Below are 21,767 nucleotides of genomic sequence, written 5' to 3' on the forward strand. Positions count from 1 at the left end.
TTTAAATCGTTCCCGCTGTAGGCGTGAGCCGGTGGTTAAGAGACTGAAGATCAAACATTGGGTCGGGTTCCCAGCCCCATTGCCTGCCGCGCAAACCAGCGCTTGGCCGGGGGCAACAAATCAAGACCGAGTAAGCCGAGGTTACGCCCTGCCGCGATCAGCGGCTGGTTGCTGCCGAACAAGCGGGTGACCTGATCTGAAAAACCGACCGTGAGTTGCTGGTCCAGACGCTGTTGTTCGCGATAGAGCTGCAACGTCGACAGGTCGCCGGGCAGCGTGCCGCTGGTCAGTAACGTCTGCGCCAACGCATGGGCATCCCGTAGCGACAGGTTGAAACCCTGCCCGGCAATCGGGTGCAGGCTGTGCGCTGCGTTACCCAGTACGACCAGATGTGAGCGGACTTGTTCTTCGGCTTCGATGAGATTCAGCGGATAGACATGCCTCGCCCCGACTTGCTGCAGCGTACCGAGGCGATAGCCGAATACAGTCTGCAGTTCGTTGAGGAAGCTGCGGTCGTCCAGTTCGAGCAAGCGCTGAGTGTCGGCCCCCGTGCGGGTCCAGACCAACGCACAGCGATTTTCCGGCAGCGGCAACAGGGCCATCGGGCCTTCATCGGTGAAACGCTCGAATGCCTGGCCGCAATGGGCTTCGCTCGGGGTGATATTGGCGATCAGTGCGCTCTGATTATAGGGGCGCTGACGAACGCCTATGCCCAACTGTTCGCGCAGACTTGAGCGGCCGCCGTCAGCCAGAACCGCCAGATCGCATTCCAGCTCGGTTTCGTCGTCAAGCAGCAGACGATAGCCATTGGGCAACGCCTGCATGTGTTTGACTTCAGCCGGAACCCTCCAGCTGACCACGTCCTTGTCCAGGCCTTGCCAGAGGCACTGGCCCAGCCAGGCGTTTTCTACCACGTAGCCGAGGGCGGGCACGCCTTCTTCCATTGCCGATAAGCGCGCAGAGCCGAACCGACCGCGATCTGACACTTGAATTTGCAGAATAGGCTCGGCGCGGCGGGCGATGGCTTGCCACAGCCCGAGACGCTCATAAATTTGTCGAGCGCCGAACGACAGCGCCGAAGAGCGAGCGTCATAGCTAGGCTGATAGGTATCGCCTGGTGCGAACTGCTCGATCAACACGATCTTCCAGCCTCGCTCTTTGGCACCGGCCTGCAACGCCATGGCGAGGCTTGCACCGACCAGGCCGCCGCCCACGATTGCCAGATTGAAACGGCTCATGCTGCGAATTCCGGTTGGTTGCGGGCGGCGGCCATCAACGCCTCGATTTCTGCGACAGACTTGGGCACGCCACCTGTAAGAATTTCACAGCCTTTTTTGGTCACCACGACGTCATCCTCGATTCGCACACCGATACCTCGCCATTTTTTCGCGACCTGTTGGTTGTCCGGCGCAATATAAATACCCGGCTCGACCGTCAGGGTCATGCCGACTTCCAGTACCCGCCATTCGCCGCCGACCTTGTAGTCACCCACGTCATGCACGTCCATCCCTAACCAGTGTCCGGCCCGGTGCATGTAAAAAGCTTTGTACGCCTCGTCGGCGATCAGTTCGTCCACATCGCCTTGTAGCAAGCCCAGCTCCACCAGGCCTTCGGTAATAACCAGAACCGTCGCCTCGTGCGCCTGGTTCCAGTGCTTGTCCGGGCCAATGGCCGCAAAGGCTGCCTCCTGAGCCTTGAGCACCAGCTCATAGATAGCTTTCTGCTCAGGGGAGAATTTGCCGCTGACCGGGAAGGTTCGTGAGATGTCACTGGCGTAGCAATCAATCTCACAGCCGGCGTCGATCATCACCAGGTCGCCATCCCTGAGCAGCGCATCGTTTTCCTGATAGTGCAGGATGCAGGCGTTTCGGCCCGAGGCAACGATGGAGCCATAAGCGGGCATCTTCGCGCCGCCTTTGCGGAACTCATAATCGAGCTCTGCCTCGATACTGAACTCATACAACCCCGGGCGGCACGCCTGCATGGCGCGCACGTGCGCACGGGCAGAAATTTGCGCAGCCTCGCGCATCACCTTTATTTCTGCCGCCGATTTATACAGGCGCATGTCGTGGAGCAAGTGATCCAGGGCAACGAATTCGTTCGGCGGCTGCGCGCCCAGATGAGCTTTGGAGCGGATGACATTGATCCATTCCATCAGGTGCCGATCAAACTCTGCGTTACTGCCCATTGCCGAGTACACCCGGTCACGGCCTTCAATCAGGCCAGGCAGGATTTCGTCGATGTCATTGATCGGGAAGGCGTCGTCGGCACCGAAGTCACGAATAGCGCCTTCCTGGCCAGCGCGCAGCCCATCCCAGAGTTCACGCTGAGGGTTACGCTCACGGCAGAACAGCACGTACTCGCCGTATTCACGGCCGGGGATCAACACCACCACTGCTTCGGGTTCGGGGAAGCCGCTCAGATACTGAAAGTCGCTGTCCTGACGATAAACATGCTCGACATCGCGATTGCGGATCGCCACGGCAGCAGCGGGCAGGATGGCGATGCTGTTGGGTTCCATCTGCGCCATCAAGGCCTTGCGTCGACGAGCGTATTCCGACTTCGGGATATGGATCATAGGCAGGCGGATTCCCTTTGAGCGCTGCGGCCATCGTCGAAGATCATGGACGATGACCGCAAAAGCGGCGATGAAGGATCAATGCAAGGAAGGCTTTGGCTCGGCAGCAACGGCTTTGTTGAACTCGGTGAACAGCAGCAACGGCGCGACGCGCAGGTATTCCATGACTTCCATGTAGTCGCTCTCGCCGTCGTCGGACTCTTCCAGCGCATCCTGTACCTGAGCGATGGCAGCGAGATCCTGCAACACTTCCATGGCCTCGGCGCTCAACGCAGTGTCTCCCGCCGTCAGACCGAAGCCGGTCAGGAAGCCCTGGCACCATTGACCAAGCGCAATGGCACGTTCGCCCAGCGGTTCGTCGTCACTTGGGAGCAGCAACACGACAGTCATGTCGTCGCTGGTCAGCTCGCCTTTGACCATCTCTTGCAAACCGATCAACGCCTGACGGACATTGTCTTCGGGCGCGGACTCGAGCAGCTCGGCCGCATCGTTCAACCAGTCCCCGGCGTCAAAGCCGGAACCGGCGCAACTGCGACCTAGCAACAGGCCATGCAGCTCGGCGGGAGACACAGGGTGACCGCTGCTGCTGAGCAGGGTGGCGAAGGCTTTGTACGGGGAATTCTGAATAGGCATGGGTAGCTAGTCGCCAATCGGCTCAGTGTCTAGAATGAAGGTCTGTATCCTAGACTATCCGGGCCACAAGATCATCTACGCGGCCTTAGGCGGCGCTTCAGAGGCCGTGGCGTAAAGCCAGCTCCTGTGCCACTCATCAGAAAGTATTCAGTGGGAAACAATGGAAGACACCGACCTGCAAGCGCTGATGGCCCGACTGGAATTACTGATCACTCGTGTCGAGCAACTAAAACGCCAAAACGGACTCCTATTAGCTCAGGAAAAGTCGTGGCGCGAGGAACGCGCGCATTTGATTGAAAAAAACGAAATCGCCCGGCAAAAGGTCGAGACAATGATTTCGCGCCTCAAGGCCCTGGAGCAAGACTCATGAGCAATGGCAACAGCGTCACCGTACAGATCCTCGACAAAGAATATTCGATCATCTGCCCTCAGGAGGAGCGCACCAATCTGGTCAGCGCCGCGCGTTACCTGGATGGCAAGATGCGTGAAATCCGCAGCAGCGGCAAAGTAATCGGTGCTGACCGGATCGCGGTGATGGCGGCGTTGAACATTACTCATGATTTGCTGCATAAGCAGGATCTGCCAGACCTGCAGGCCAGTGGCTCGACCCGCGAACAGGTCCGCGACCTGCTCGATCGCGTTGATCTGGTGCTCGCCACAGACTCCGATTTGCCTCCGGATGCGCCTCGGGGCTGAATTCTCCGGCTAGTTTCGGTATACTTGCGCCCGCTCCCTGGAGTGCTTGCCAGTCGGTCATGTCCCTGAGCCGATACGCACAACCACGGGGGTTGCACGTTGGGGTTGGTGTGCATGTCCGCTCGACGGAAAGCCTTAAAACCTCCTGCAATCTCCACCTTGAACTTTCGGGTTCAAGGGCTACACCGACAGCGGTTCGTCGGGGAGTCTCAATTTTGTTCGTTGCCGGTTTTGCCCGACAACGATATCCGCGAGGTCGTCGCTCTGGCGTCCTCGGTTCTGGTTCAACCGTTATGGATCAGTCTGCATGTCCCGTCGCTCATGACCAGTGAAGCTCCGCTGACACGCCAGCAATTGCGCCGCAAGTTACGTATGGCGCGTCGCGCCCTGAGCACCAGCCAGCAGCGTGAAGCGGCACGCGGCCTCTATCGTCAGTTAGTTCAGCACCCTCTGTTTCGTCGCGCGCGGCATATCTCGCTTTACCTCCCTATGGACGGTGAGATTGATCCGCGTCTATTACTGCGCGCGGCTCAAAAGCGCGGTAAAGCGACCTATCTTCCAGTACTCAGTGCGTGGCCCAGAACCAAAATGGTTTTCCAGCGGGTAAAGCCTGGAGAGAAATTCAAACCCAACCGCTTCCGCATTCCCGAACCGCGTATCAACCTGGCCCGACAGCGTAAAATCTGGGCGCTGGATCTGATCCTGATGCCACTGGTAGGTTTTGACGACGAGGGTGGAAGACTGGGGATGGGCGGAGGTTTTTATGACCGTAGCCTGGCCTATCGCTCCCGCAGAAAAACGTGGCTTAAACCAGCGCTGCTCGGGCTTGCTCATGAGTGTCAGAAGGTCGAGCGTCTGGCTCAGGCCAGTTGGGACGTGCCGCTGGACGGCACAGTGTCGGATCGCCGGTGGTACTTGGCGTAAAACGCGGCGTTTACGGCCCTGTAGGAGTGAGCTTGCTCGCGATTCGGTCTGCTAGCCGATGAATATCGCCTGCGTTGACGCTATCGCGAGCAAGCTCACTCCTACAGGTGTGCAGCTCAATGCCGCGAAGGATACTTCTGCTGCTGTTGGGTGATTTCAACAGGGGCATCAGTTTTGCTGGACCACAAGCTTTGCGCGTAACCGGTAGTGACGACACCCAAGCCGAACAAAATAACCAAAATCCAAAGTAAATCCGGCTTGCGTTTCATTGACTGCCCTCCTTAGGCAAATCAATACGATGTCAGCATCGGTTTTTGTATAGGCCGTGCAGCAGCGTGGAGCTTAAAATCCCGGCATTCTGCGACAACACGTGCGCACACGCAAACGTTGACGTCAGCCGACTGTCGGTTTGTCATGAAACTGTCTGACAACTTGTCCGCGACACATTTCAGGAGCAACAAAAATGGCCTACTGGCTGATGAAATCAGAGCCTGATGAGCTCTCTATCACTGACCTTAAAAGGCTTGGCGAAGCCCGCTGGGATGGCGTTCGCAATTATCAGGCGCGTAACTTTCTTCGCGCCATGGCCGTAGGCGATGAATTCTTCTTCTACCACTCCAGCTGCCCAGAGCCAGGCATTGCCGGTATCGCGCGCATCACGCAAGCGGCATATCCGGACCCGACGGCGCTGGATCCGCAAAGTCATTACTACGATGCCAAAGCCAATGCGGACAAAAATCAATGGAGCGCCGTCGACGTAGGCTTTGTCGACGCCTTCCCGAAAGTGCTAAGCCTGAGTTATCTGAAGCAGCAAAGCGCGCTGGAGCAATTACCACTGGTACAGAAGGGTACTCGTTTGTCCGTAATGCCAGTGACCGCCGAACAATGGGCGGCGATCCTGGCACTGCGTTAACGTTTACTGAACGATGAAGTTGTTGAACAGCAAGTCTTCAACGATTGGCTTGCCTTCTTCGTCATTCATCACTTGCTGAACCTGCTTGAGCGCTTCCTGGCGCAACTTCTCTTTGGCCTCGGCGCTGCTCATGGTGTCGACGGTTTGCTGAGTGAACAGCGCAACTAGCTGGTTACGAATCAGCGGATCGTTACGTTTTACTGCGGCCTGTGCTTCCGTGCCAGTCACACGCAAGGCGACATCGGCTTTGAAAACGCGCAGCTTCGGGCCGCCATCCAGTGCGTAATTGCCCACGAACGGTGGCGTCAGGGATACATAGGCAACCTTGGGCGCCTCGCCTTCTTTCGCTGCTTCTTCAGCCAGCGCCATGGTCGGCAACGTCAGGGCCAGTAACATCAAGATCCACGCTTTCACAGTCCACTCCTTTATCCGGTTTGCCGCCTAGCTTACTTGAGCTTATGCATGAGTATCAGGGCGGATCATGCTCATTGACCCGAAAATCTACATACCTGAACGTATCGGCCACAAATCCAAAAGGAATAGTCCGATGAAAGCCTTGCTGTGCAAAGCGTTCGGCCCCGCCGAAAACCTGGTCCTCGAAGACATCGCCAGCCCGCAAATCAAGAAGAACGAAATCCTGCTGGATGTGCACGCTGCCGGGGTCAACTTTCCCGACACATTGATCATCGAAGGCAAGTACCAATTCAAGCCGCCATTTCCCTTCTCCCCAGGCGGAGAAGCCGCAGGTGTTGTGGCTGAGGTTGGCGAAAAAGTTACCCATTTAAAAGTCGGCGACCGAGTGATGGCCCTCACAGGCTGGGGCAGTTTCGCCGAGCAAGTCGCCGTACCCGCATACAACGTATTACCCATGCCACCCGCGATGGATTTCAACACCGCTGCCGCGTTCAGCATGACTTACGGCACCTCCATGCACGCGCTTAAACAACGCGCCAACCTGCAACCCGGCGAAACCCTGCTGGTGCTCGGTGCATCGGGCGGCGTTGGTCTGGCCGCTGTTGAAATCGGCAAAGCCATGGGCGCCCGTGTCATCGCCGCCGCCAGCTCTGCGGAAAAACTAGCCGTTGCCAAACAGGCTGGCGCAGACGAACTGATCAACTACAGCGAAGCCAACCTCAAAGAAGAAATTAAACGCCTCACCAATGGCAATGGTGTCGACGTCATCTACGATCCCGTCGGCGGCGATCTCTTTGATCAGGCCATTCGCTCCATCGCCTGGAACGGCCGCCTGTTGGTCGTCGGCTTCGCCAGCGGCCGCATTCCCGAACTGCCCGTCAACCTCGCACTGTTGAAGGGCGCCTCAGTCATTGGTGTTTTCTGGGGATCATTTGCACAACGTCAGCCTGAAGATAATGTGGCGAACTTTCAGCAATTGTTCGGCTGGTACGCGCAGGGCAAGTTGAAGCCGTTGGTATCGAAGGTTTATCCGCTGAGTAAGGCGGGTGAGGCGATTGATTCATTGGGGGCGAGGCGGGCGGTTGGGAAGGTTGTTGTTGGGGTTCGGTGAGCATCTTGTTTCGGGAGCTTTCTCTCTATATGCGCTGAACTGCCTGGAAGCATCCGCCACTCTCATCGGTGACGGATGTCAGATCCAGATCATCATTGACGATTTACAACATCGCCCTCATTTGTGCCGGCAAGAAGTCAGCATAAAAAGCCCGTGGACGTTTCCTGCACCCTTCAATAATCGCGGGTATCGCCAAGTCGAAATCGTCGATTAGTGCCTGCCTTTCCTCTTCAGTTACGAACTCCCTGATGACGGCTCCGTTGAGCAGGTAATCCCGAGTGTCACGAAACGTTTTCGCTTCTTTGACGGAATGGCTGTGTCGAGTCCAGATCAACTCGTTGTTTAGCTGGCTGCAACGCCGTTTTTTCAGATCTATATTCGCGACCAGGTTTGTGTCATATGCCTTAGCATCGAAGTTGTAACTCACAAGTGAGCTCTCCCCGTCAGGTTTGTCAGCAGGCGGTGTCCAGGCAGCGAAGCGCCACTCTGGAATTACCTTCTTTACCGCGTCGGCGAGCCGTGAGTCGGAAGCCTTGACGACTTCCTTGAATGTCACGCTTCCATTGGCATGAATGAATATACGAACCGTGACCGAACCTCCCTCTTTGTCCTTGAACATCGTTGCGGGATATTTGGGGGAGGGCAGGTATATGGGTTTTGGGTAGGACGTGGCTGCTTGTGAAACAGGAATGAGCAGGGTGTCGCCTGCCGAGGCTGCAGTGGAAAACCAGCCAATCAAAATGAATAAAAATAACCTCACGACTTACCTCTAGCGGTGATGGACCCAGGTTGGCCCAGCAGGCTGCGATGGTAGGCGGCCGCCGTGGGGGAGCAGAACCCGGTGACTTCCGAGACGGCTGTAGGAGTGATCCTAAATAAGGTGCATCCGGTTATACCTTCGCGACATGTTCATAAAACAACACGCACTACTCCACATTTCCTGCAAATTCTCGGACGAGAAACAGTGCTTTTTTCTGTAATGAAAATGTAATATTCGCTTTCGCGCAGAAAAACAAAAATGGAGTGTCCCGATGTTTGCTTTCTTCCGTCCCGCCGCACATCAGGCACCCCTGCCTGAAGAAAAGGTCGACAGTACCTATCGACGTCTGCGGTGGCAGATATTCGCGGGTATTTTCATCGGCTATGCCGGTTACTACCTGCTTCGTAAAAACTTCTCGCTGGCAATGCCTTACCTGATCGACGAGGGTTACACCCGTGGACAGCTGGGTGTGGCGATGTCTGCGATTGCTATTGCGTACGGTTTGTCCAAGTTCCTGATGGGCATCATTTCCGACCGTTCCAACCCAAGGTACTTCCTGCCATTTGGTCTGCTGGTTTCAGCGGGCGTCATGTTCGTGTTCGGTTTCGCGCCCTGGGCTACGTCCAGTGTGACGATCATGTTCATCCTGTTGTTCATCAACGGTTGGGCGCAGGGCATGGGCTGGCCGCCAAGCGGGCGGACCATGGTGCACTGGTGGTCGCAGAAAGAGCGCGGTGGCGTGGTATCGGTGTGGAACGTTGCGCACAACGTGGGTGGTGGTCTGATTGGCCCGCTGTTCCTGTTGGGTATGGGCTGGACCAACGACTGGCATGCTGCGTTTTACGTACCGGCAGCAGTTGCTTTGCTGGTGGCGGTGTTTGCGTTTGCAACCATGCGGGACACCCCGCAATCGGTGGGTTTGCCGCCAATCGAGGTCTACAAGAACGATTATCCTGAGGGCTACGATTCCAGCCACGAAGAAGAGTTTTCCGCCAAGGAAATCTTCGTCAAGTACGTGCTGCGCAACAAGATGCTCTGGTACATCGCTCTGGCGAACGTGTTCGTTTATCTGCTGCGTTACGGCGTGCTGGACTGGGCACCCACTTACCTGAAAGAAGCCAAGCACTTCACCGTCGACAAGACGTCGTGGGCTTACTTCCTCTATGAGTGGGCGGGTATTCCAGGCACGCTGCTGTGCGGCTGGATGTCGGACAAGATCTTCAAAGGTAACCGTGGCCTGACAGGCGTAGTGTTCATGGTCCTGGTGACCGTCGCGACGCTGGTTTACTGGCTGAACCCGCCGGGCAACCCGACTGTTGACATGATCGCGCTGGTTTCCATCGGCTTCCTGATCTACGGCCCGGTCATGCTGATCGGCCTGCAGGCGCTGGAACTGGTACCGAAAAAGGCTGCGGGTACGGCGGCGGGCTTCACCGGCCTGTTCGGCTATCTGGGTGGCTCGGTTGCGGCCAGCGCCGCCATGGGCTACACCGTTGACCACTTCGGTTGGGATGGTGGTTTTGTCCTGCTGATCGGTGCATGCGTGCTGTCTATCGTCTTCTTGCTGCCGACGTTGTGGCACAAGCAGATTGAGAGCACTAGTCGCTAAGGCGGTGACGGGGCATTCGTTGATTTATGCGTTTGCCCTGGCCTGGCAGAATCGTGCCGAGCATGGATCTGTAGGAGTGAGCTTGCTCGCGATTCGGTCTTCTGGCCGACGAATTTTGTCGGTTGAACTGCCCCTATCGCGAGCAAGCTCACTCCTACAGTAAAAAGTATTTCAATCCGTGAGTCCGTCTGCGTCGCTGCCTCCCGGCCTCTTCCCGGATAAATCCGGTCCCACGGTTTAAGCCCCCTGCTCCTCAACCCAACACCGCTTCAACCGCGCCTCCAGATTCAGATCCGGCATGGCGTGGCTGCGCAGTGCGTTGGCGGTCTGTTCGACGTAGTCGCGTGTTGTGCCGTAGCGGCCGCTGGCGCTGGCCAGCACTTGGCTGAGAACGCTGTCCGGCAGGTTGCCTGCGTAACTTGGCAAGTGTCGCTCCAGCACGAATCCGAGCGCTTGAACCCGTCGGCCGTCAGCAAGGCGGCAACTGAGCCAATGCGGACGGTAGGAAGGGAAGGGCATTTCTCGCTGCCACAAGGCAAGCAGCGATTCTTCAAGATTTTCCTCCGGCAAGCGGTAGGCAAAGCCGCTGCAAGAGCCGCCGCGATCAAGGCCAAACACCAGTCCGGGCATTTCCGGGGTACCACGATGTTCGTGAGACCACAGGTACAAACCGCGGTGGTAGCCATGAATACGGCCGCGCTGGCGCTCGACAGCGGTGCATTCGGGCCGCCAGATTAATGACCCGTAAGCGAACAGCCATACGGGCCCACCTTCATGGCGTTGCATCGTGTTTTTCATCGAGAGCATCAGTTGCTCGCGGGTCAGTTGTGGACCCAGATCGATGACAGGCGGATACGTCAGCCCCAGACCGTCGTGTACGGCCGCTGACAAGCTATTGATTTGATTCTCCATTCGGGCTCCCCTGGCCGTTACGCTGCCAGTTGTAGCGGATCTTGTGTGGTGAGCGCAGTGACGGGGCGGACGACGTGGCCTGGCCAGTGTCCGCCAGGTTTCGTTTCTAAGCGCTGGCAAGCCGTTTCACTGCTGAAACGATTCGATATCTTTAATGCAATTAGCAATCCATGCAAGTTACCTGTCGGCGGATCCCCCGGACTTCCCGATAAGCGACACAACGGGTCCATGTTTAATTCAAGGACCATTCCTACATAACGGCAGGACTATTCAACTATTGAGCCCTTGATGTGCGCTGTATAACGCCGAGCCTAGGAATGTATTAAGCGAAAGCTCGGAGTCTGAAAGTGGGATCAATCATCAAGCTGGCACTTTGTCTGGCACTTTGTCTGGCGCTGTGGGCCTTCGCCGCTCAGGTTAAGGCCGATAAGCCTCAGCAGGGCTTTTGGGTCATACAGACCAGTGTCTATACCCGGCATTTTTCTCCCGCGCCGGAGCACAACAACCATCAGAATCTGATTGGTCTGGAGCGCAACGAGGCTTCAGGACTTGTTTATGGTGCGGCCACGTTCCGTAATTCGTTCGCCCAACGCTCTGTTTATGGCTATATGGGGAAACGCTTCGACAGCAGTCGGTATCCGGTCTATGTGAAGGTGACGGGTGGGTTGCTGCACGGCTATCGGGGTGAGTACCGCGACAAGATTCCGTTGAATCGCTACGGTATAGCCCCGGTGGTTATCCCTGGGATAGGGGTTCATCTAGGGCCGGTCAACGCGGAGGTCATCCTGTTAGGAGCCTCCGCTGCGATGCTCAATGTGGGGTTTCGTTTCTAACGTCGTGGTGAATCAGGGCCGTGGCGCGTAGGCGAATACGTCGGCACGCATTTGATGTGCATCCATCCCGGCGCTGACCAGTGCGTCGAGGGTGCCGTAAATCATCGCGGGTGATCCGCTTGCATAGACATGGACTGCCGACAGGTCGTCGATGTCTTCGCAAACGGCTTCATGCAGCAGGCCGCAACGTCCTTCCCAGCCACACAGGTCGCTGACTACTTTGTGCAGGAACAGGTTGGGCAGCCTTTTCCACTCTTCCCAATGTTTGATTTCGTAGAAATCGTCCGGGCGGCGCGCGCCCCAGTACAGGTGCACCGGGTGGCTAAAGCCTTTGGCGCGGCAGTGTTCGATCAGGCTGTGCATCTGAGCCATGCCGGTACCGGCTGCGATCAGTACCAGCGGGCCATCGGGCAGGTCGGCCAGATGAGTGTCGCCGAACGGCAGCTCAATCCTGGCCATCTGATTGCGTTGGAGTTGCTCGATCAGGCTTTGTGCGCTGGCTTCGCGGACCAGTACGTGCATTTCCAGGTCGCGACCGCTGTGGGGTGCGGAAGCCAGCGAGAACGCCGATTTCTCGCCGCTGTCCTTGTGGATCATCAAGTACTGACCAGCGTGATAGCGCGGTGGCTTGCCAGCCGGAGCACGCAAGCCGACTCGCCAGACATCGCCGCCCACCTCCACGCATTCGCTCAACTGACAGGCAAGCGTACGCACGGGTAGTTCACCCAGGGCGAGCACACCGTCCCACAGCACTTCGCAGTCTTCCAGCGGTTCTGCGAGACAGGTATAGATCTCGCCGTGGGTCAGCTCGTCGTCGGCTTGCTTCACCCGCCCTTGCACCAACAGGGCAGAGCACACGTGGCAATTGCCGTTGCGACAGCTTTGCGGGCACTCATAACCCAGCCGTTGAGCCGCATCGAGGATCCGCTCGCCGGGTAAGGTTTCCAGCACCGCACCCGAAGGCTGCAAAGTTACGCGCATCAATCTATTCCCAACTGATTCCAGATTTCGTCGACCCGACGTGTGACAGCTTCGTCCTTGACGATAACCCGACCCCACTCACGCGTGGTCTCGCCCGGCCATTTGTGCGTTGCATCCAGTCCCATTTTCGAACCCAGCCCGGAGACCGGTGAGGCGAAATCGAGATAATCGATCGGCGTATTTTCGATCATTACCGTATCGCGCTTGGGGTCCATGCGCGTGGTAATGGCCCAGATCACGTCGTTCCAGTCCCTGGCATTGATGTCGTCGTCAGTGACGATAACGAACTTGGTGTACATGAACTGTCGCAAAAACGACCATACACCGAGCATCACGCGCTTGGCGTGGCCGGGGTACTGCTTCTTCATGGTCACCACGGCCATCCGGTACGAGCAGCCTTCAGGCGGCAGGTAGAAGTCGGTGATTTCCGGGAACTGCTTTTGGAGGATCGGTACGAACACTTCGTTCAACGCGACGCCGAGAATCGCAGGCTCATCAGGTGGGCGGCCTGTGTAAGTGCTGTGATAAATCGGCTTGATGCGATGGGTGATTCGCTCGACGGTGAATACCGGGAAGCTGTCGACTTCGTTGTAATAACCGGTGTGATCGCCATACGGGCCTTCATCGGCCATCTCGCCAGGATGAATCACGCCTTCCAGAACGATTTCCGCGCTGGCCGGCACTTGCAGGTTATTGCCTCGGCACTTGATCAGCTCGGTACGATTGCCGCGCAGCAGACCTGCGAACGCGTACTCGGAGAGGCTGTCTGGTACCGGCGTCACTGCGCCGAGAATGGTTGCCGGGTCCGCGCCCAAGGCGACGGATACCGGGAACGGCTCGCCTGGGTGCTTGATGCACCATTCTTTGAAGTCCAGCGCGCCGCCACGATGGCTCAACCAGCGCATGATGACCTTGTTGCGGCCAATGACTTGCTGGCGATAGATGCCCAGGTTCTGTCGTTCTTTATTAGGGCCGCGGGTCACGGTCAGGCCCCAGGTGATCAGCGGGCCAACGTCGCCAGGCCAGCACGTCTGCACCGGTAGCATGCCCAGATCCACGTCATCACCTTCGATGACGATCTCCTGGCAAGGCGCATCTTTGACGACCTTGGGCGCCATCGAGATGACTTTCTTGAAAATCGGCAGCTTGGACCAGGCGTCTTTCAAGCCTTTAGGTGGCTCGGGCTCTTTGAGGAAGGCCAGCAGCTTGCCAATCTCCCGCAGCTCGCTGACTTCTTCGGCACCCATGCCCATGGCCACTCGTTCCGGTGTGCCGAACAGGTTGCCCAGCACCGGAATATCAAAGCCCACCGGCTTTTCGAACAGCAGAGCCGGACCCTTGGCGCGCAAGGTCCGATCACAGATTTCGGTCATTTCCAGTACTGGGGAAATGGGCATCTGAATGCGTTTCAACTCTCCGCGCTGCTCAAGCTGCTGCACGAAATCCCGTAGATCCTTGAATTTCATTAACCCGGCCACCGATAAAATAGGTTCGTATCGTACCTGCTCTTAGAGTTCGTGGCAGCTTTGAAGTGCTGAGGTGGGTATGTCTCCTGTGGGAGCGGTGCTTGCCCGCGATAAGGCTGGACTCGATTTCAGGTAAAAACCGCGGCGCTCTCATCGCGGGCAAGCCTCGCTCCCACAGGGATTTCGCGCTATTTCAGAATAAAAAAATGGCGCCGGTGAGGGCGCCATTTTTTGTGCTGCGGTTCTGCCTGTTACTTGCGTTTCATCGACAGGAAGAACTCGTCGTTGGTCTTGGTCTGCTTCAGCTTGTCGATCAGGAACTCGATAGCAGCGACTTCGTCCATCGGGTGCAGCAGTTTGCGCAGGATCCACATGCGTTGCAGCTCGTCATCGGCGGTCAGCAACTCTTCGCGGCGGGTGCCGGAACGGTTGATGTTGATAGCCGGGAACACACGTTTCTCAGCGATCTTGCGATCCAGAGGCAGCTCCATGTTGCCGGTGCCTTTGAATTCCTCGTAGATCACTTCGTCCATCTTCGAGCCGGTTTCAACCAGCGCGGTGGCGATAATGGTCAGCGAGCCGCCTTCTTCGATGTTCCGCGCTGCGCCGAAGAAACGTTTCGGTTTCTCCAGGGCGTGGGCATCGACACCACCGGTCAGTACCTTGCCGGAGCTAGGAATCACGGTGTTGTAGGCGCGAGCCAGACGGGTGATGGAGTCGAGCAGGATCACTACGTCTTTTTTGTGCTCGACCAGGCGCTTAGCCTTCTCGATCACCATTTCAGCAACCTGCACGTGACGGGTTGGCGGCTCATCGAACGTCGAGGCAACCACTTCGCCGCGCACGGTGCGCTGCATTTCGGTTACTTCTTCCGGGCGCTCGTCGATCAGCAAAACGATCAGATGCACTTCCGGGTTGTTACGCGTGATGTTCGACGCGATGTTCTGCAGCATGATGGTCTTGCCCGCTTTTGGCGGAGCAACGATCAGGCCGCGCTGGCCTTTACCGATCGGTGCGCACAAGTCGATCACACGGCCGGTCAGGTCTTCAGTGGAACCGTTACCGGCTTCCATCTTCATGCGCACGTTCGGGAACAACGGCGTCAGGTTTTCGAAGAGGATCTTGTTCTTCGCGTTTTCCGGACGGTCGTAGTTGATCGTGTCGACCTTGAGCAGTGCGAAGTAACGTTCGCCTTCTTTCGGTGGCCGGATCTTGCCGACAATAGTGTCGCCGGTGCGCAGGTTGAAGCGGCGGATCTGGCTCGGCGAGACATAGATATCGTCTGGGCCGGCAAGATAGGAAGCGTCTGCAGAGCGCAGGAAACCGAAGCCGTCCTGGAGGATCTCCAGCACGCCATCACCGGAAATTTCCTCGCCGCTTTTGGCGTGCTTTTTCAGCAGGGAGAAAATCACATCCTGCTTGCGCGAACGGGCCATATTTTCTATGCCCATCTGTTCGGCCATTTCGAGCAGATCGGTAATCGGCTTTTGCTTGAGTTCAGTCAGATTCATAGGGGAATGACGTAATCATGTAGGGAGGGGAAAAATTAAGCTGTTGGGCTTAATGAGGCCGCGCCGCAGAGAAGGCGACAGGATCGCGTACTAAATCGAAAGGAGAGCGTCGGCGACGGCTAGCAGGGGGCAACGGAGAAGCCGTTGCGGGGCCGAATGTACCACTTGATTTTCAGGCCGTCTAGTACGACGGCCGAAAAAAAGCCCCGCAATTTGCAGGGCTTTGGCGCATCAGATGTTGGCGTCCAGGAACGCTGCCAACTGAGACTTCGACAGCGCACCAACCTTGGTGGCCTCGACGTTGCCGTTTTTGAACAGCATCAGAGTCGGGATACCACGCACGCCATGCTTGGCTGGAGTTTCCTGGTTCTCGTCGATGTTCAGTTTGGCGATGGTCAGTTTGCCTTTGTAGGTTTCGGCAATTTCGTCCAGAACCGGGGCAATCATTTTGCACGGGCCACACCACTCAGCCCAGTAATCAACTAGTACAGCACCGTCAGCCTTGAGGACGTCGGCTTCAAAGCTGGCGTCGCTGACATGCTTGATAAGGTCGCTACTCATGGAGTTCTCCGAGTTAGTAGGCTAAAAAACGTGGCCCATCATAGCGGGCCTTGCCCCGTTCAGGAAGTCGGCTTTGATTGAGTCTGGCTATAGACGTCCATGAGTCTGGTTATAGCGGGAGGGTTTCTGGTCCGCCATGGCGCCGCGCCGTCTCGCGGCGCACACGGACCTGTAGGAGCGAGCTTGCTCGCAATAGCGTCAGGTCAGGCGATAAATTAGTCGACTGGTAGACCGAATCGCGAGCAAGCTCACTCCTACAGGGGCCGTGTTTGCGACGGATTAATGCTCTAGCTCGCTGGCGAAACAAACACAATCCCGGTCCGAAGCGCCGCATTGCGAATGTGCTCGTGCATGGCTTTTTGCGCAGGGCCTGATGCGTGGCGGGCGAGGGCGCGGAGGATCTTGCGGTGCTCCTGCCAGGTTTCCATGGCCCTTGAGGGGCGGATGAAGGGCATTTTCTGGCTCTCCAGAAAAATATCGGCCCCTGCTGTGATGATGCCGAGCATCGCCTGATTACCGCTGGCGATCAGGATGTGCCGATGGAACTCGAAATCCAGTCGTGACGCTGATTCGAAATCCCCGGCGCGCAGTTCAAGGCGCATGGCTTCGACGTTGTCCTCCAGCACATCACGTTCGTCGGCGGTCAAGGTTACGGCAGCCAGCCCTGAAGCAAAGCCTTCCAGCGCATAACGCAGTTGAAAGGTGTCAGCCGGTGAAACCTGTGCGTCGAAAGGCCAGGAAAAACCGCTTGTGCGCTTTTCTGGTTCAGAAGTCGCCTGAACGAACACGCCTTTGCCTGGCTGCACGCTGACCACGCCAAGTGCGCTCAGCGACGACAACGCTTCACGCAAGGACGCACGACTGACCCCAAGCAATGCCGCGAGATCACGCTGTGACGGCAGGCTGTCACCCGGCATATAGCCTTGCTCGGCAATCAGTTTACGGATCGCCCTCAGGGCAGATTCGGGTACGGCTAGTGGGCTATGGGATATCACTGTTCAGGCCAGTCAGTCCGCTAAAAGTCCCTTTTATAACCATCTGTGCAATCCGGCAAGCGACGCCCAAGCCTAGGGCGGCCGGGCCTCAAGGCGCGCCAAAGCAGGGCGTCGAATGATCTGACTGGTCAGACCAGTAAGACCGAAATACCGCGCAAAGCCTTGGTTTATGGCTGTGCATGATGGGATGGCATGGGCTGTGCACTGAGGTTGCGTACAAACACCTGTCGTCCACCACGGAGTCTTCCTATGACCAAGCGTTACAGCGCTCTGCTTACTGCCCTGTTTGCCAGCCTCATGCTCAGCCAGGCACCTGCCCACGCCGATGGTCTGGACGACGTCGTGAAGCGCGGCACTTTGAAAGTTGCTGTTCCGCAGGACTTCCCGCCGTTCGGCTCGGTGGGCCCGGACATGAAGCCTCGTGGCCTGGACATCGACACCGCGAAGCTGATTGCTGACCAGCTCAAGGTCAAACTGGAACTGACTCCGGTCAACAGCACCAACCGTATTCCGTACCTGACCACCGGCAAGGTGGACCTGGTGATCTCCAGCCTTGGCAAAAACCCTGACCGCGAAAAAGTCATCGACTTCTCCAAGGCCTACGCGCCTTTCTACCTGGCCGTATTCGGTCCACCTGAAGCGTCGATCAAAGGTCTGGACGATCTGAAAGGCAAAACCATCAGCGTGACCCGCGGTGCCATCGAAGACATCGAGCTGACTGCTGTTGCGCCGAAAGAAGCGACCATCAAGCGCTTTGAAGACAACAACTCCACCATCGCTGCGTATCTGGCCGGCCAGACCGACCTCATCGCTAGCGGTAACGTGGTGATGGTTGCGATCAGCGAGAAGAACCCGAAGCGCATTCCTGAGCTGAAAGTGAAACTCAAGGATTCCCCGGTCTACGTCGGCGTGAACAAAGGTGAGGCGACGTTGCTGGCCAAGGTCAACGAAATCATCGAAGCGGGCAAGAAAGACGGTTCGCTTGAAAAGAACTCCCAGACCTGGCTCAAACAGCCTCTGCCCGCTGACCTCTGATAACCGTTTGTTGATTTCGGAGGCTGCCAATGGCTTACAACTTTGACTTCGTACCGGTCATGCAGAATGCCGATCTGCTACTGCGCGGGGCGTTGTTCACCCTGGAGTTGACCGCCATTGGCACTGTGCTCGGGGTTGGACTGGGTATCATCGGCGCCATCGTGCGGGCCTGGAAAATTCAGCCGTTCTCGGCGATTTTCGGGGTTTATGTCGAGCTGATACGCAACACCCCGTTCCTCGTGCAGTTGTTCTTCATCTTCTTCGGGCTACCGTCTCTGGGGGTGCAGATTTCCGAATGGCAGGCGGCAATTCTGGCCATGGTGATCAACCTGGGCGCTTACTCGACGGAAATCATCCGTGCAGGTATTCAGGCGATCCCCAAAGGTCAGCTTGAGGCGGCTGCCGCACTGGCGATGACGCGAATGGAGGCGTTCCGATACGTGGTTCTGATTCCGGCGCTGGGCAAGGTCTGGCCCGCGCTGAGCAGCCAGATCATCATCGTGATGCTCGGTTCGGCGGTCTGTTCACAGATCGCAACCGAAGAGTTGAGCTTCTTCGCCAACTTCATTCAGTCGCGTAACTTCCGCGCCTTTGAGACGTATATCGTCACCACGCTGATTTACCTCTTTATGGCGCTAATGGTTCGCCAGTTGCTGGCCTGGATCGGTCGTCGCTACATTTCGAGGAAAGGCTGATGGATTTCACCCTTTGGGATGTTGTGCGCAATTTGCTCACCGGCCTGCAATGGACGCTGGCGCTGTCACTGGTAGCGTTCGTGGGTGGCGGCGTGATTGGCTTGCTGGTCATGTGCATGCGCATTGCCAAACTCAATGCGCCAAGAGTGATTGCCAAGGTTTACATCGAACTGTTCCAGGGTACACCGCTGCTGATGCAGTTGTTTCTGGTGTTTTTCGGTGTGGCGTTGCTGGGCTTTGATATTTCCCCATGGGCCGCGGCTGCACTGGCCCTCACGCTGTTTACCAGCGCGTACCTGGCCGAGATCTGGCGTGGTTGCGTCGAGTCGATTGCCAATGGTCAGTGGGAAGCATCTGCCAGTCTGGCGATGACGCCACTGGAGCAACTGCGTTACGTGATTCTTCCCCAGGCGCTGCGCATTGCCGTTGCGCCTACGGTCGGGTTTTCGGTGCAAGTCGTCAAAGGCACCGCAGTGACCTCGATCATTGGTTTTACCGAATTGACCAAAACCGGCGGCATGCTCGCCAACGCTACGTTCCAGCCCTTCATGGTGTATGGCTTCGTCGCTCTGGGCTACTTCATGCTCTGCTATCCCCTGTCGCTCAGTGCCCGCTACCTGGAAAGGAGACTGCATGCCTCTGCTTAGAATATCCGCGCTGCATAAATATTACGGCGACCATCACGTCCTCAAAGGCATCGACCTCTCCGTTGAAGAAGGTCAGGTCGTGGCGATTATCGGCCGTAGCGGCTCGGGTAAGAGTACGTTGTTGCGTACGTTGAACGGGTTGGAGTCGATCAACGACGGTGTTATCGAAGTCGATGGCGAATATCTGGATGCAGCCCGCGCAGACCTGCGCTCGTTGCGGCAGAAAGTCGGCATGGTCTTCCAGCAGTTCAACCTGTTCCCGCATCTGAGTGTTGGCGAAAACGTGATGCTGGCACCGCAGGTGGTGAAAAAGGTTTCGAAAGCTGAAGCCAGGAAGATTGCCAAAGAGATGCTTGAGCGTGTCGGGCTGGGTGAGAAGTTTGATGCCTTCCCTGATCGCCTGTCAGGTGGTCAGCAGCAGCGCGTGGCGATTGCCCGTGCTCTGGCGATGTCGCCCAAAGTATTGCTCTGCGATGAAATTACTTCGGCTCTGGACCCGGAGCTGGTCAACGAAGTGTTGAGCGTGGTGCGCCAGTTGGCGAAAGACGGCATGACGCTGATCATGGTGACCCACGAAATGCGCTTCGCCCGGGAAGTGGGAGATAAATTGGTGTTCATGCACCAGGGCAAGGTGCACGAAGTGGGCGATCCTAAGATTCTGTTCGCTAACCCGCGAACGCCAGAACTGGCTAATTTTATCGGGTCGGTGGAACACGGGGCGTAAAGCTTGGACGTATGCCCCTGTTGGAGCCGGGCTTGCCCGCGAATCAGGCGACGCGGTTATGCAGGCATACCAGCGTCATCGTTCTTCGCGGGCAAGCCCGGCTCCAACAGGTTTTCGTGTTCCTGACTATGGCTTACAAACGCAGCAACGTCTTCCACGCACGGCTCTGGAACACGACGATGGTCTGCTGCACGCGAGCATCCAGCACTTCATCGCTGATCGGCTGTTCAGCCAAATGCACCAGCTTGTTCAGCTCGCCGTACAGACGATCCAGCTCCGGCAGATCCAGTGCACCACGTGCATGGTGCAGCCAGGCCTGAATGCGCTCGATACGCGGCAGTTGTTCAGCGAGATCTTCCGGCTGCTGCTGATAACGACCCAACTGCAATGCCGTGGCTTCATCGGCCAGAAAACGCGGCAACCAGCTGTCCAGTTGCGCAGCGCCTTGGCGATTGCCACGGTTATTGCGTTCCACCGTCCAGCTACGTGCCAGCAACCAACGCGACGTGGTCAGCGAGAACAGGCCCCAACGCGGGTCTTGCAGCTCTTCAAGGAACTGCTCGTGAGCGGCGCCACGCACATCTTCATCTTCCTGGCCTGCTTGAACCAGCGGACGCCAGTCTTCCAGCAAGGCATCCAGCGAGGAACGCAGTTCGCTACTGGTGCTGCGCGGTGCTGCCTGACCGAGGCTGCCCGTCAGCGCGCGCAACTCCGCGAGCAACGCAACCCAGTCCTGAAGCAAGCGCCAGTGGCCATTGAAACGGTATTGCTCGGCCAGACGCTGGCTGCTGCCTAACAAGTGCAAGGCCAGTGCGGCGTAAGCGTCATCCAGCGGCATTTCGGCCTGGAATTGCGGAGCAGGCAGCGTCAGCGAGTAGCTGTTGGCGTCCAGCAGACGATAGCCGCGCTCGGCTTTGCTGATGTCGCACGGCATCAGTGGCAGGGTCACGGCCAGTTCAGCGGCCAGCTCCAGGAGTGCAGCCGGGTCGCCTTCGCGCAATTCCAGCTCCAGCTCGCAGATTTCTTCCTTCTGCTTGCCCGCGACCACGTGGCCCAGATCGAGTGCTGCTTCGATCACAACCTTGGTTTTGCCACGGCCCCAGGCGATTTCTGCCCGCTCACGAACGAAGTCAGTGGTGAACAGTGGCTTGATGGTTTTCTTGTCCAGATCAGCCAACTGCTCAGGCCAGCATTCGCCGTCGAGCTTCTTCAGGTCCAGCTTGGCCTTGGGCAGGTCCCAGTTGAACTCGTTACGCTCGGAGAACCCGGCAACGCTTTGGCCCCGAGTTTTCATGGTCTGGATGATTTGATCGCCATCACGACGTACGCGCAGCGCTACTTTGGCGTTGGCCAGATCGCGCTCCGGGGTATCGAAATATTGATTGGAAAGCTCCACGCTCTCCCAGCCGCTCTTGTTGCGCTTCTTCAGCAGCGGGTGATCGCGCAGTGCAGCGAGGGTTTCGCGGCTGACGCGGAGTTTGATTTCTGTTTCTTTCTGCATGGCCGGGAATCCAGACGCTTTTACTGATAACGGGGTGCAGCCGGTTGTTGCGTGGCTACTTAGGGTGGGCAGTGTACAGGACATGTGTCTTGAACAGGCTGGATCAAATCCCGTTGGCTGGGATGCCATACCTGAGGGAGCGGTGCTTGCCCGCGATAGAGACGCCTCGATTTACCTGCATAACCGCGTAATCGTTCATCGCAGGCAAGCACCGCTCCCTCAGGTTCTGCGTTTCTCCGCCGCTGTGAGATGTCTGGCAAACCGCCCT

24 protein-coding genes and 1 other RNA gene are annotated in these 21,767 nt (G+C 57.3%); 12 read left to right on the forward strand and 13 right to left on the reverse strand.

Annotation, left to right across the window (positions count from 1 at the left end):
- Positions 1-50: 50 nt before the first annotated feature.
- The 3 genes from ubiH to AUC61_RS00160 form a co-directional block, all read right to left on the reverse strand.
- The gene (gene ubiH, locus AUC61_RS00150) at positions 51-1,238 is read right to left on the reverse strand and encodes a 2-octaprenyl-6-methoxyphenyl hydroxylase (RefSeq protein ID WP_243243930.1); all 1,188 of its coding nucleotides are present in this window, start codon (positions 1,236-1,238) and stop codon (positions 51-53) included.
- Positions 1,235-2,578 carry a Xaa-Pro aminopeptidase gene (gene pepP / locus AUC61_RS00155; RefSeq protein WP_243243932.1) on the reverse strand — a complete coding sequence of 448 codons (1,344 nt, stop codon included), beginning with the start codon at positions 2,576-2,578 and terminating at the stop codon, positions 1,235-1,237. Before pepP ends, ubiH begins: the two co-directional genes overlap by 4 nt.
- Before the next feature lie 78 nt (positions 2,579-2,656).
- A complete protein-coding gene (locus AUC61_RS00160; protein WP_243243933.1) occupies positions 2,657-3,211 on the reverse strand; it encodes a YecA/YgfB family protein in 555 nt (184 codons plus the stop codon).
- Positions 3,212-3,371: 160 nt separating this feature from the next.
- Here AUC61_RS00160 and AUC61_RS00165 point away from each other — a divergent pair, with 160 nt between their 5' ends.
- The 4 genes from AUC61_RS00165 to AUC61_RS00180 all read left to right on the forward strand — a co-directional run bounded on the left by AUC61_RS00165 (position 3,372) and on the right by AUC61_RS00180 (position 4,831).
- Positions 3,372-3,581: a TIGR02449 family protein gene (locus AUC61_RS00165; protein ID WP_027902404.1), complete on the forward strand. Its 210-nt coding sequence runs from the start codon at positions 3,372-3,374 to the stop codon at positions 3,579-3,581.
- Positions 3,578-3,907, forward strand: coding sequence for a cell division protein ZapA (locus AUC61_RS00170; protein ID WP_027902405.1), 330 nt, complete (start codon positions 3,578-3,580; stop codon positions 3,905-3,907). Before AUC61_RS00165 ends, AUC61_RS00170 begins: the two co-directional genes overlap by 4 nt.
- Positions 3,908-3,938: 31 nt before the next feature.
- Positions 3,939-4,117, forward strand: a non-coding RNA gene (gene ssrS / locus AUC61_RS00175) — 6S RNA.
- A gap of 111 nt (positions 4,118-4,228) precedes the next feature.
- On the forward strand, positions 4,229-4,831 hold the full coding sequence (locus AUC61_RS00180) for a 5-formyltetrahydrofolate cyclo-ligase (RefSeq protein WP_243244332.1): 603 nt from the start codon (positions 4,229-4,231) through the stop codon (positions 4,829-4,831).
- 116 nt (positions 4,832-4,947) lie between these two features.
- Here the strand turns inward: AUC61_RS00180 and AUC61_RS00185 are convergent, their stop codons facing one another.
- Positions 4,948-5,100 carry a hypothetical protein gene (locus AUC61_RS00185; RefSeq protein ID WP_087271945.1) on the reverse strand — a complete coding sequence of 51 codons (153 nt, stop codon included), beginning with the start codon at positions 5,098-5,100 and terminating at the stop codon, positions 4,948-4,950.
- Positions 5,101-5,294: 194 nt separating this feature from the next.
- Here AUC61_RS00185 and AUC61_RS00190 point away from each other — a divergent pair, with 194 nt between their 5' ends.
- Complete coding sequence (locus tag AUC61_RS00190; RefSeq protein ID WP_243243935.1) at positions 5,295-5,744, forward strand: EVE domain-containing protein; 450 nt, start codon at positions 5,295-5,297, stop codon at positions 5,742-5,744.
- 3 nt (positions 5,745-5,747) lie between these two features.
- Here AUC61_RS00190 and AUC61_RS00195 read toward each other — a convergent pair whose 3' ends face one another.
- On the reverse strand, positions 5,748-6,158 hold the full coding sequence (locus AUC61_RS00195; protein ID WP_243243937.1) for a flagellar basal body-associated protein FliL: 411 nt from the start codon (positions 6,156-6,158) through the stop codon (positions 5,748-5,750).
- Positions 6,159-6,291: 133 nt separating this feature from the next.
- On the opposite strand from AUC61_RS00195, the gene AUC61_RS00200 reads away from it, so the two are divergent.
- Complete coding sequence (locus AUC61_RS00200) at positions 6,292-7,269, forward strand: NADPH:quinone oxidoreductase family protein (RefSeq protein WP_243243938.1); 978 nt, start codon at positions 6,292-6,294, stop codon at positions 7,267-7,269.
- 103 nt (positions 7,270-7,372) lie between these two features.
- Here AUC61_RS00200 and AUC61_RS00205 read toward each other — a convergent pair whose 3' ends face one another.
- Positions 7,373-8,029 (reverse strand): energy transducer TonB family protein, encoded by a 657-nt coding sequence (locus AUC61_RS00205; protein WP_243243939.1) that lies wholly within the window; start codon positions 8,027-8,029, stop codon positions 7,373-7,375.
- 271 nt (positions 8,030-8,300) lie between these two features.
- Here AUC61_RS00205 and glpT point away from each other — a divergent pair, with 271 nt between their 5' ends.
- Positions 8,301-9,638, forward strand: coding sequence for a glycerol-3-phosphate transporter (glpT, locus tag AUC61_RS00210; RefSeq protein ID WP_243243941.1), 1,338 nt, complete (start codon positions 8,301-8,303; stop codon positions 9,636-9,638).
- A gap of 237 nt (positions 9,639-9,875) precedes the next feature.
- Here the strand turns inward: glpT and AUC61_RS00215 are convergent, their stop codons facing one another.
- Positions 9,876-10,550: a gamma-glutamylcyclotransferase gene (locus tag AUC61_RS00215; protein ID WP_243243943.1), complete on the reverse strand. Its 675-nt coding sequence runs from the start codon at positions 10,548-10,550 to the stop codon at positions 9,876-9,878.
- A gap of 356 nt (positions 10,551-10,906) precedes the next feature.
- On the opposite strand from AUC61_RS00215, the gene AUC61_RS00220 reads away from it, so the two are divergent.
- Positions 10,907-11,383: a sn-glycerol-3-phosphate transporter gene (locus tag AUC61_RS00220; protein WP_422764883.1), complete on the forward strand. Its 477-nt coding sequence runs from the start codon at positions 10,907-10,909 to the stop codon at positions 11,381-11,383.
- 12 nt (positions 11,384-11,395) lie between these two features.
- Here AUC61_RS00220 and AUC61_RS00225 read toward each other — a convergent pair whose 3' ends face one another.
- The 5 genes from AUC61_RS00225 to AUC61_RS00245 all read right to left on the reverse strand — a co-directional run bounded on the left by AUC61_RS00225 (position 11,396) and on the right by AUC61_RS00245 (position 16,894).
- Positions 11,396-12,364 carry a CDP-6-deoxy-delta-3,4-glucoseen reductase gene (locus AUC61_RS00225; protein WP_243243945.1) on the reverse strand — a complete coding sequence of 323 codons (969 nt, stop codon included), beginning with the start codon at positions 12,362-12,364 and terminating at the stop codon, positions 11,396-11,398.
- Positions 12,364-13,830 carry a 4-hydroxy-3-polyprenylbenzoate decarboxylase gene (gene ubiD, locus AUC61_RS00230; protein WP_122667047.1) on the reverse strand — a complete coding sequence of 489 codons (1,467 nt, stop codon included), beginning with the start codon at positions 13,828-13,830 and terminating at the stop codon, positions 12,364-12,366. The genes AUC61_RS00225 and ubiD overlap by 1 nt, the downstream gene beginning before the upstream one ends.
- Positions 13,831-14,081: 251 nt before the next feature.
- Positions 14,082-15,341 carry a transcription termination factor Rho gene (gene rho / locus AUC61_RS00235; protein ID WP_024689162.1) on the reverse strand — a complete coding sequence of 420 codons (1,260 nt, stop codon included), beginning with the start codon at positions 15,339-15,341 and terminating at the stop codon, positions 14,082-14,084.
- 231 nt (positions 15,342-15,572) lie between these two features.
- On the reverse strand, positions 15,573-15,902 hold the full coding sequence (gene trxA / locus AUC61_RS00240; RefSeq protein ID WP_005792406.1) for a thioredoxin TrxA: 330 nt from the start codon (positions 15,900-15,902) through the stop codon (positions 15,573-15,575).
- A 287-nt stretch (positions 15,903-16,189) separates the two neighbouring features.
- The gene (locus tag AUC61_RS00245; RefSeq protein ID WP_243244334.1) at positions 16,190-16,894 is read right to left on the reverse strand and encodes a FadR/GntR family transcriptional regulator; all 705 of its coding nucleotides are present in this window, start codon (positions 16,892-16,894) and stop codon (positions 16,190-16,192) included.
- A 252-nt stretch (positions 16,895-17,146) separates the two neighbouring features.
- On the opposite strand from AUC61_RS00245, the gene AUC61_RS00250 reads away from it, so the two are divergent.
- Genes AUC61_RS00250 through AUC61_RS00265 form a run of 4 tightly spaced genes read left to right on the forward strand, consistent with a single transcriptional unit; the run spans position 17,147 to position 19,998 of the window.
- Complete coding sequence (locus tag AUC61_RS00250; protein ID WP_243243946.1) at positions 17,147-17,932, forward strand: transporter substrate-binding domain-containing protein; 786 nt, start codon at positions 17,147-17,149, stop codon at positions 17,930-17,932.
- 29 nt (positions 17,933-17,961) lie between these two features.
- Positions 17,962-18,627 (forward strand): amino acid ABC transporter permease, encoded by a 666-nt coding sequence (locus AUC61_RS00255; protein ID WP_243243947.1) that lies wholly within the window; start codon positions 17,962-17,964, stop codon positions 18,625-18,627.
- Positions 18,624-19,274 (forward strand): amino acid ABC transporter permease, encoded by a 651-nt coding sequence (locus tag AUC61_RS00260; protein ID WP_243244335.1) that lies wholly within the window; start codon positions 18,624-18,626, stop codon positions 19,272-19,274. Before AUC61_RS00255 ends, AUC61_RS00260 begins: the two co-directional genes overlap by 4 nt.
- Positions 19,261-19,998, forward strand: coding sequence for an amino acid ABC transporter ATP-binding protein (locus AUC61_RS00265; protein WP_243243949.1), 738 nt, complete (start codon positions 19,261-19,263; stop codon positions 19,996-19,998). Before AUC61_RS00260 ends, AUC61_RS00265 begins: the two co-directional genes overlap by 14 nt.
- A gap of 133 nt (positions 19,999-20,131) precedes the next feature.
- Here the strand turns inward: AUC61_RS00265 and AUC61_RS00270 are convergent, their stop codons facing one another.
- The gene (locus tag AUC61_RS00270) at positions 20,132-21,499 is read right to left on the reverse strand and encodes a CYTH domain-containing protein (protein ID WP_243243951.1); all 1,368 of its coding nucleotides are present in this window, start codon (positions 21,497-21,499) and stop codon (positions 20,132-20,134) included.
- Between the last annotated feature and the right edge of the window lie 268 nt (positions 21,500-21,767).

The organism is Pseudomonas maioricensis (assembly GCF_022790535.1).
GTDB lineage: Bacteria > Pseudomonadota > Gammaproteobacteria > Pseudomonadales > Pseudomonadaceae > Aquipseudomonas > Aquipseudomonas maioricensis.

Coding starts and splice junctions, on each gene's coding strand:
- ubiH (WP_243243930.1), bottom strand. CDS start 1,238: ATGAGCCGTTTCAATCTGGCAATCGTGGGCGGCGGCCTGGTCGGTGCA.
- pepP (WP_243243932.1), bottom strand. CDS start 2,578: ATGATCCATATCCCGAAGTCGGAATACGCTCGTCGACGCAAGGCCTTG.
- AUC61_RS00160 (WP_243243933.1), bottom strand. CDS start 3,211: ATGCCTATTCAGAATTCCCCGTACAAAGCCTTCGCCACCCTGCTCAGC.
- AUC61_RS00165 (WP_027902404.1), top strand. CDS start 3,372: ATGGAAGACACCGACCTGCAAGCGCTGATGGCCCGACTGGAATTACTG.
- AUC61_RS00170 (WP_027902405.1), top strand. CDS start 3,578: ATGAGCAATGGCAACAGCGTCACCGTACAGATCCTCGACAAAGAATAT.
- AUC61_RS00180 (WP_243244332.1), top strand. CDS start 4,229: ATGACCAGTGAAGCTCCGCTGACACGCCAGCAATTGCGCCGCAAGTTA.
- AUC61_RS00185 (WP_087271945.1), bottom strand. CDS start 5,100: ATGAAACGCAAGCCGGATTTACTTTGGATTTTGGTTATTTTGTTCGGC.
- AUC61_RS00190 (WP_243243935.1), top strand. CDS start 5,295: ATGGCCTACTGGCTGATGAAATCAGAGCCTGATGAGCTCTCTATCACT.
- AUC61_RS00200 (WP_243243938.1), top strand. CDS start 6,292: ATGAAAGCCTTGCTGTGCAAAGCGTTCGGCCCCGCCGAAAACCTGGTC.
- glpT (WP_243243941.1), top strand. CDS start 8,301: ATGTTTGCTTTCTTCCGTCCCGCCGCACATCAGGCACCCCTGCCTGAA.
- AUC61_RS00215 (WP_243243943.1), bottom strand. CDS start 10,550: ATGGAGAATCAAATCAATAGCTTGTCAGCGGCCGTACACGACGGTCTG.
- AUC61_RS00225 (WP_243243945.1), bottom strand. CDS start 12,364: ATGCGCGTAACTTTGCAGCCTTCGGGTGCGGTGCTGGAAACCTTACCC.
- ubiD (WP_122667047.1), bottom strand. CDS start 13,830: ATGAAATTCAAGGATCTACGGGATTTCGTGCAGCAGCTTGAGCAGCGC.
- rho (WP_024689162.1), bottom strand. CDS start 15,341: ATGAATCTGACTGAACTCAAGCAAAAGCCGATTACCGATCTGCTCGAA.
- trxA (WP_005792406.1), bottom strand. CDS start 15,902: ATGAGTAGCGACCTTATCAAGCATGTCAGCGACGCCAGCTTTGAAGCC.
- AUC61_RS00250 (WP_243243946.1), top strand. CDS start 17,147: ATGACCAAGCGTTACAGCGCTCTGCTTACTGCCCTGTTTGCCAGCCTC.
- AUC61_RS00255 (WP_243243947.1), top strand. CDS start 17,962: ATGGCTTACAACTTTGACTTCGTACCGGTCATGCAGAATGCCGATCTG.
- AUC61_RS00265 (WP_243243949.1), top strand. CDS start 19,261: ATGCCTCTGCTTAGAATATCCGCGCTGCATAAATATTACGGCGACCAT.
- AUC61_RS00270 (WP_243243951.1), bottom strand. CDS start 21,499: ATGCAGAAAGAAACAGAAATCAAACTCCGCGTCAGCCGCGAAACCCTC.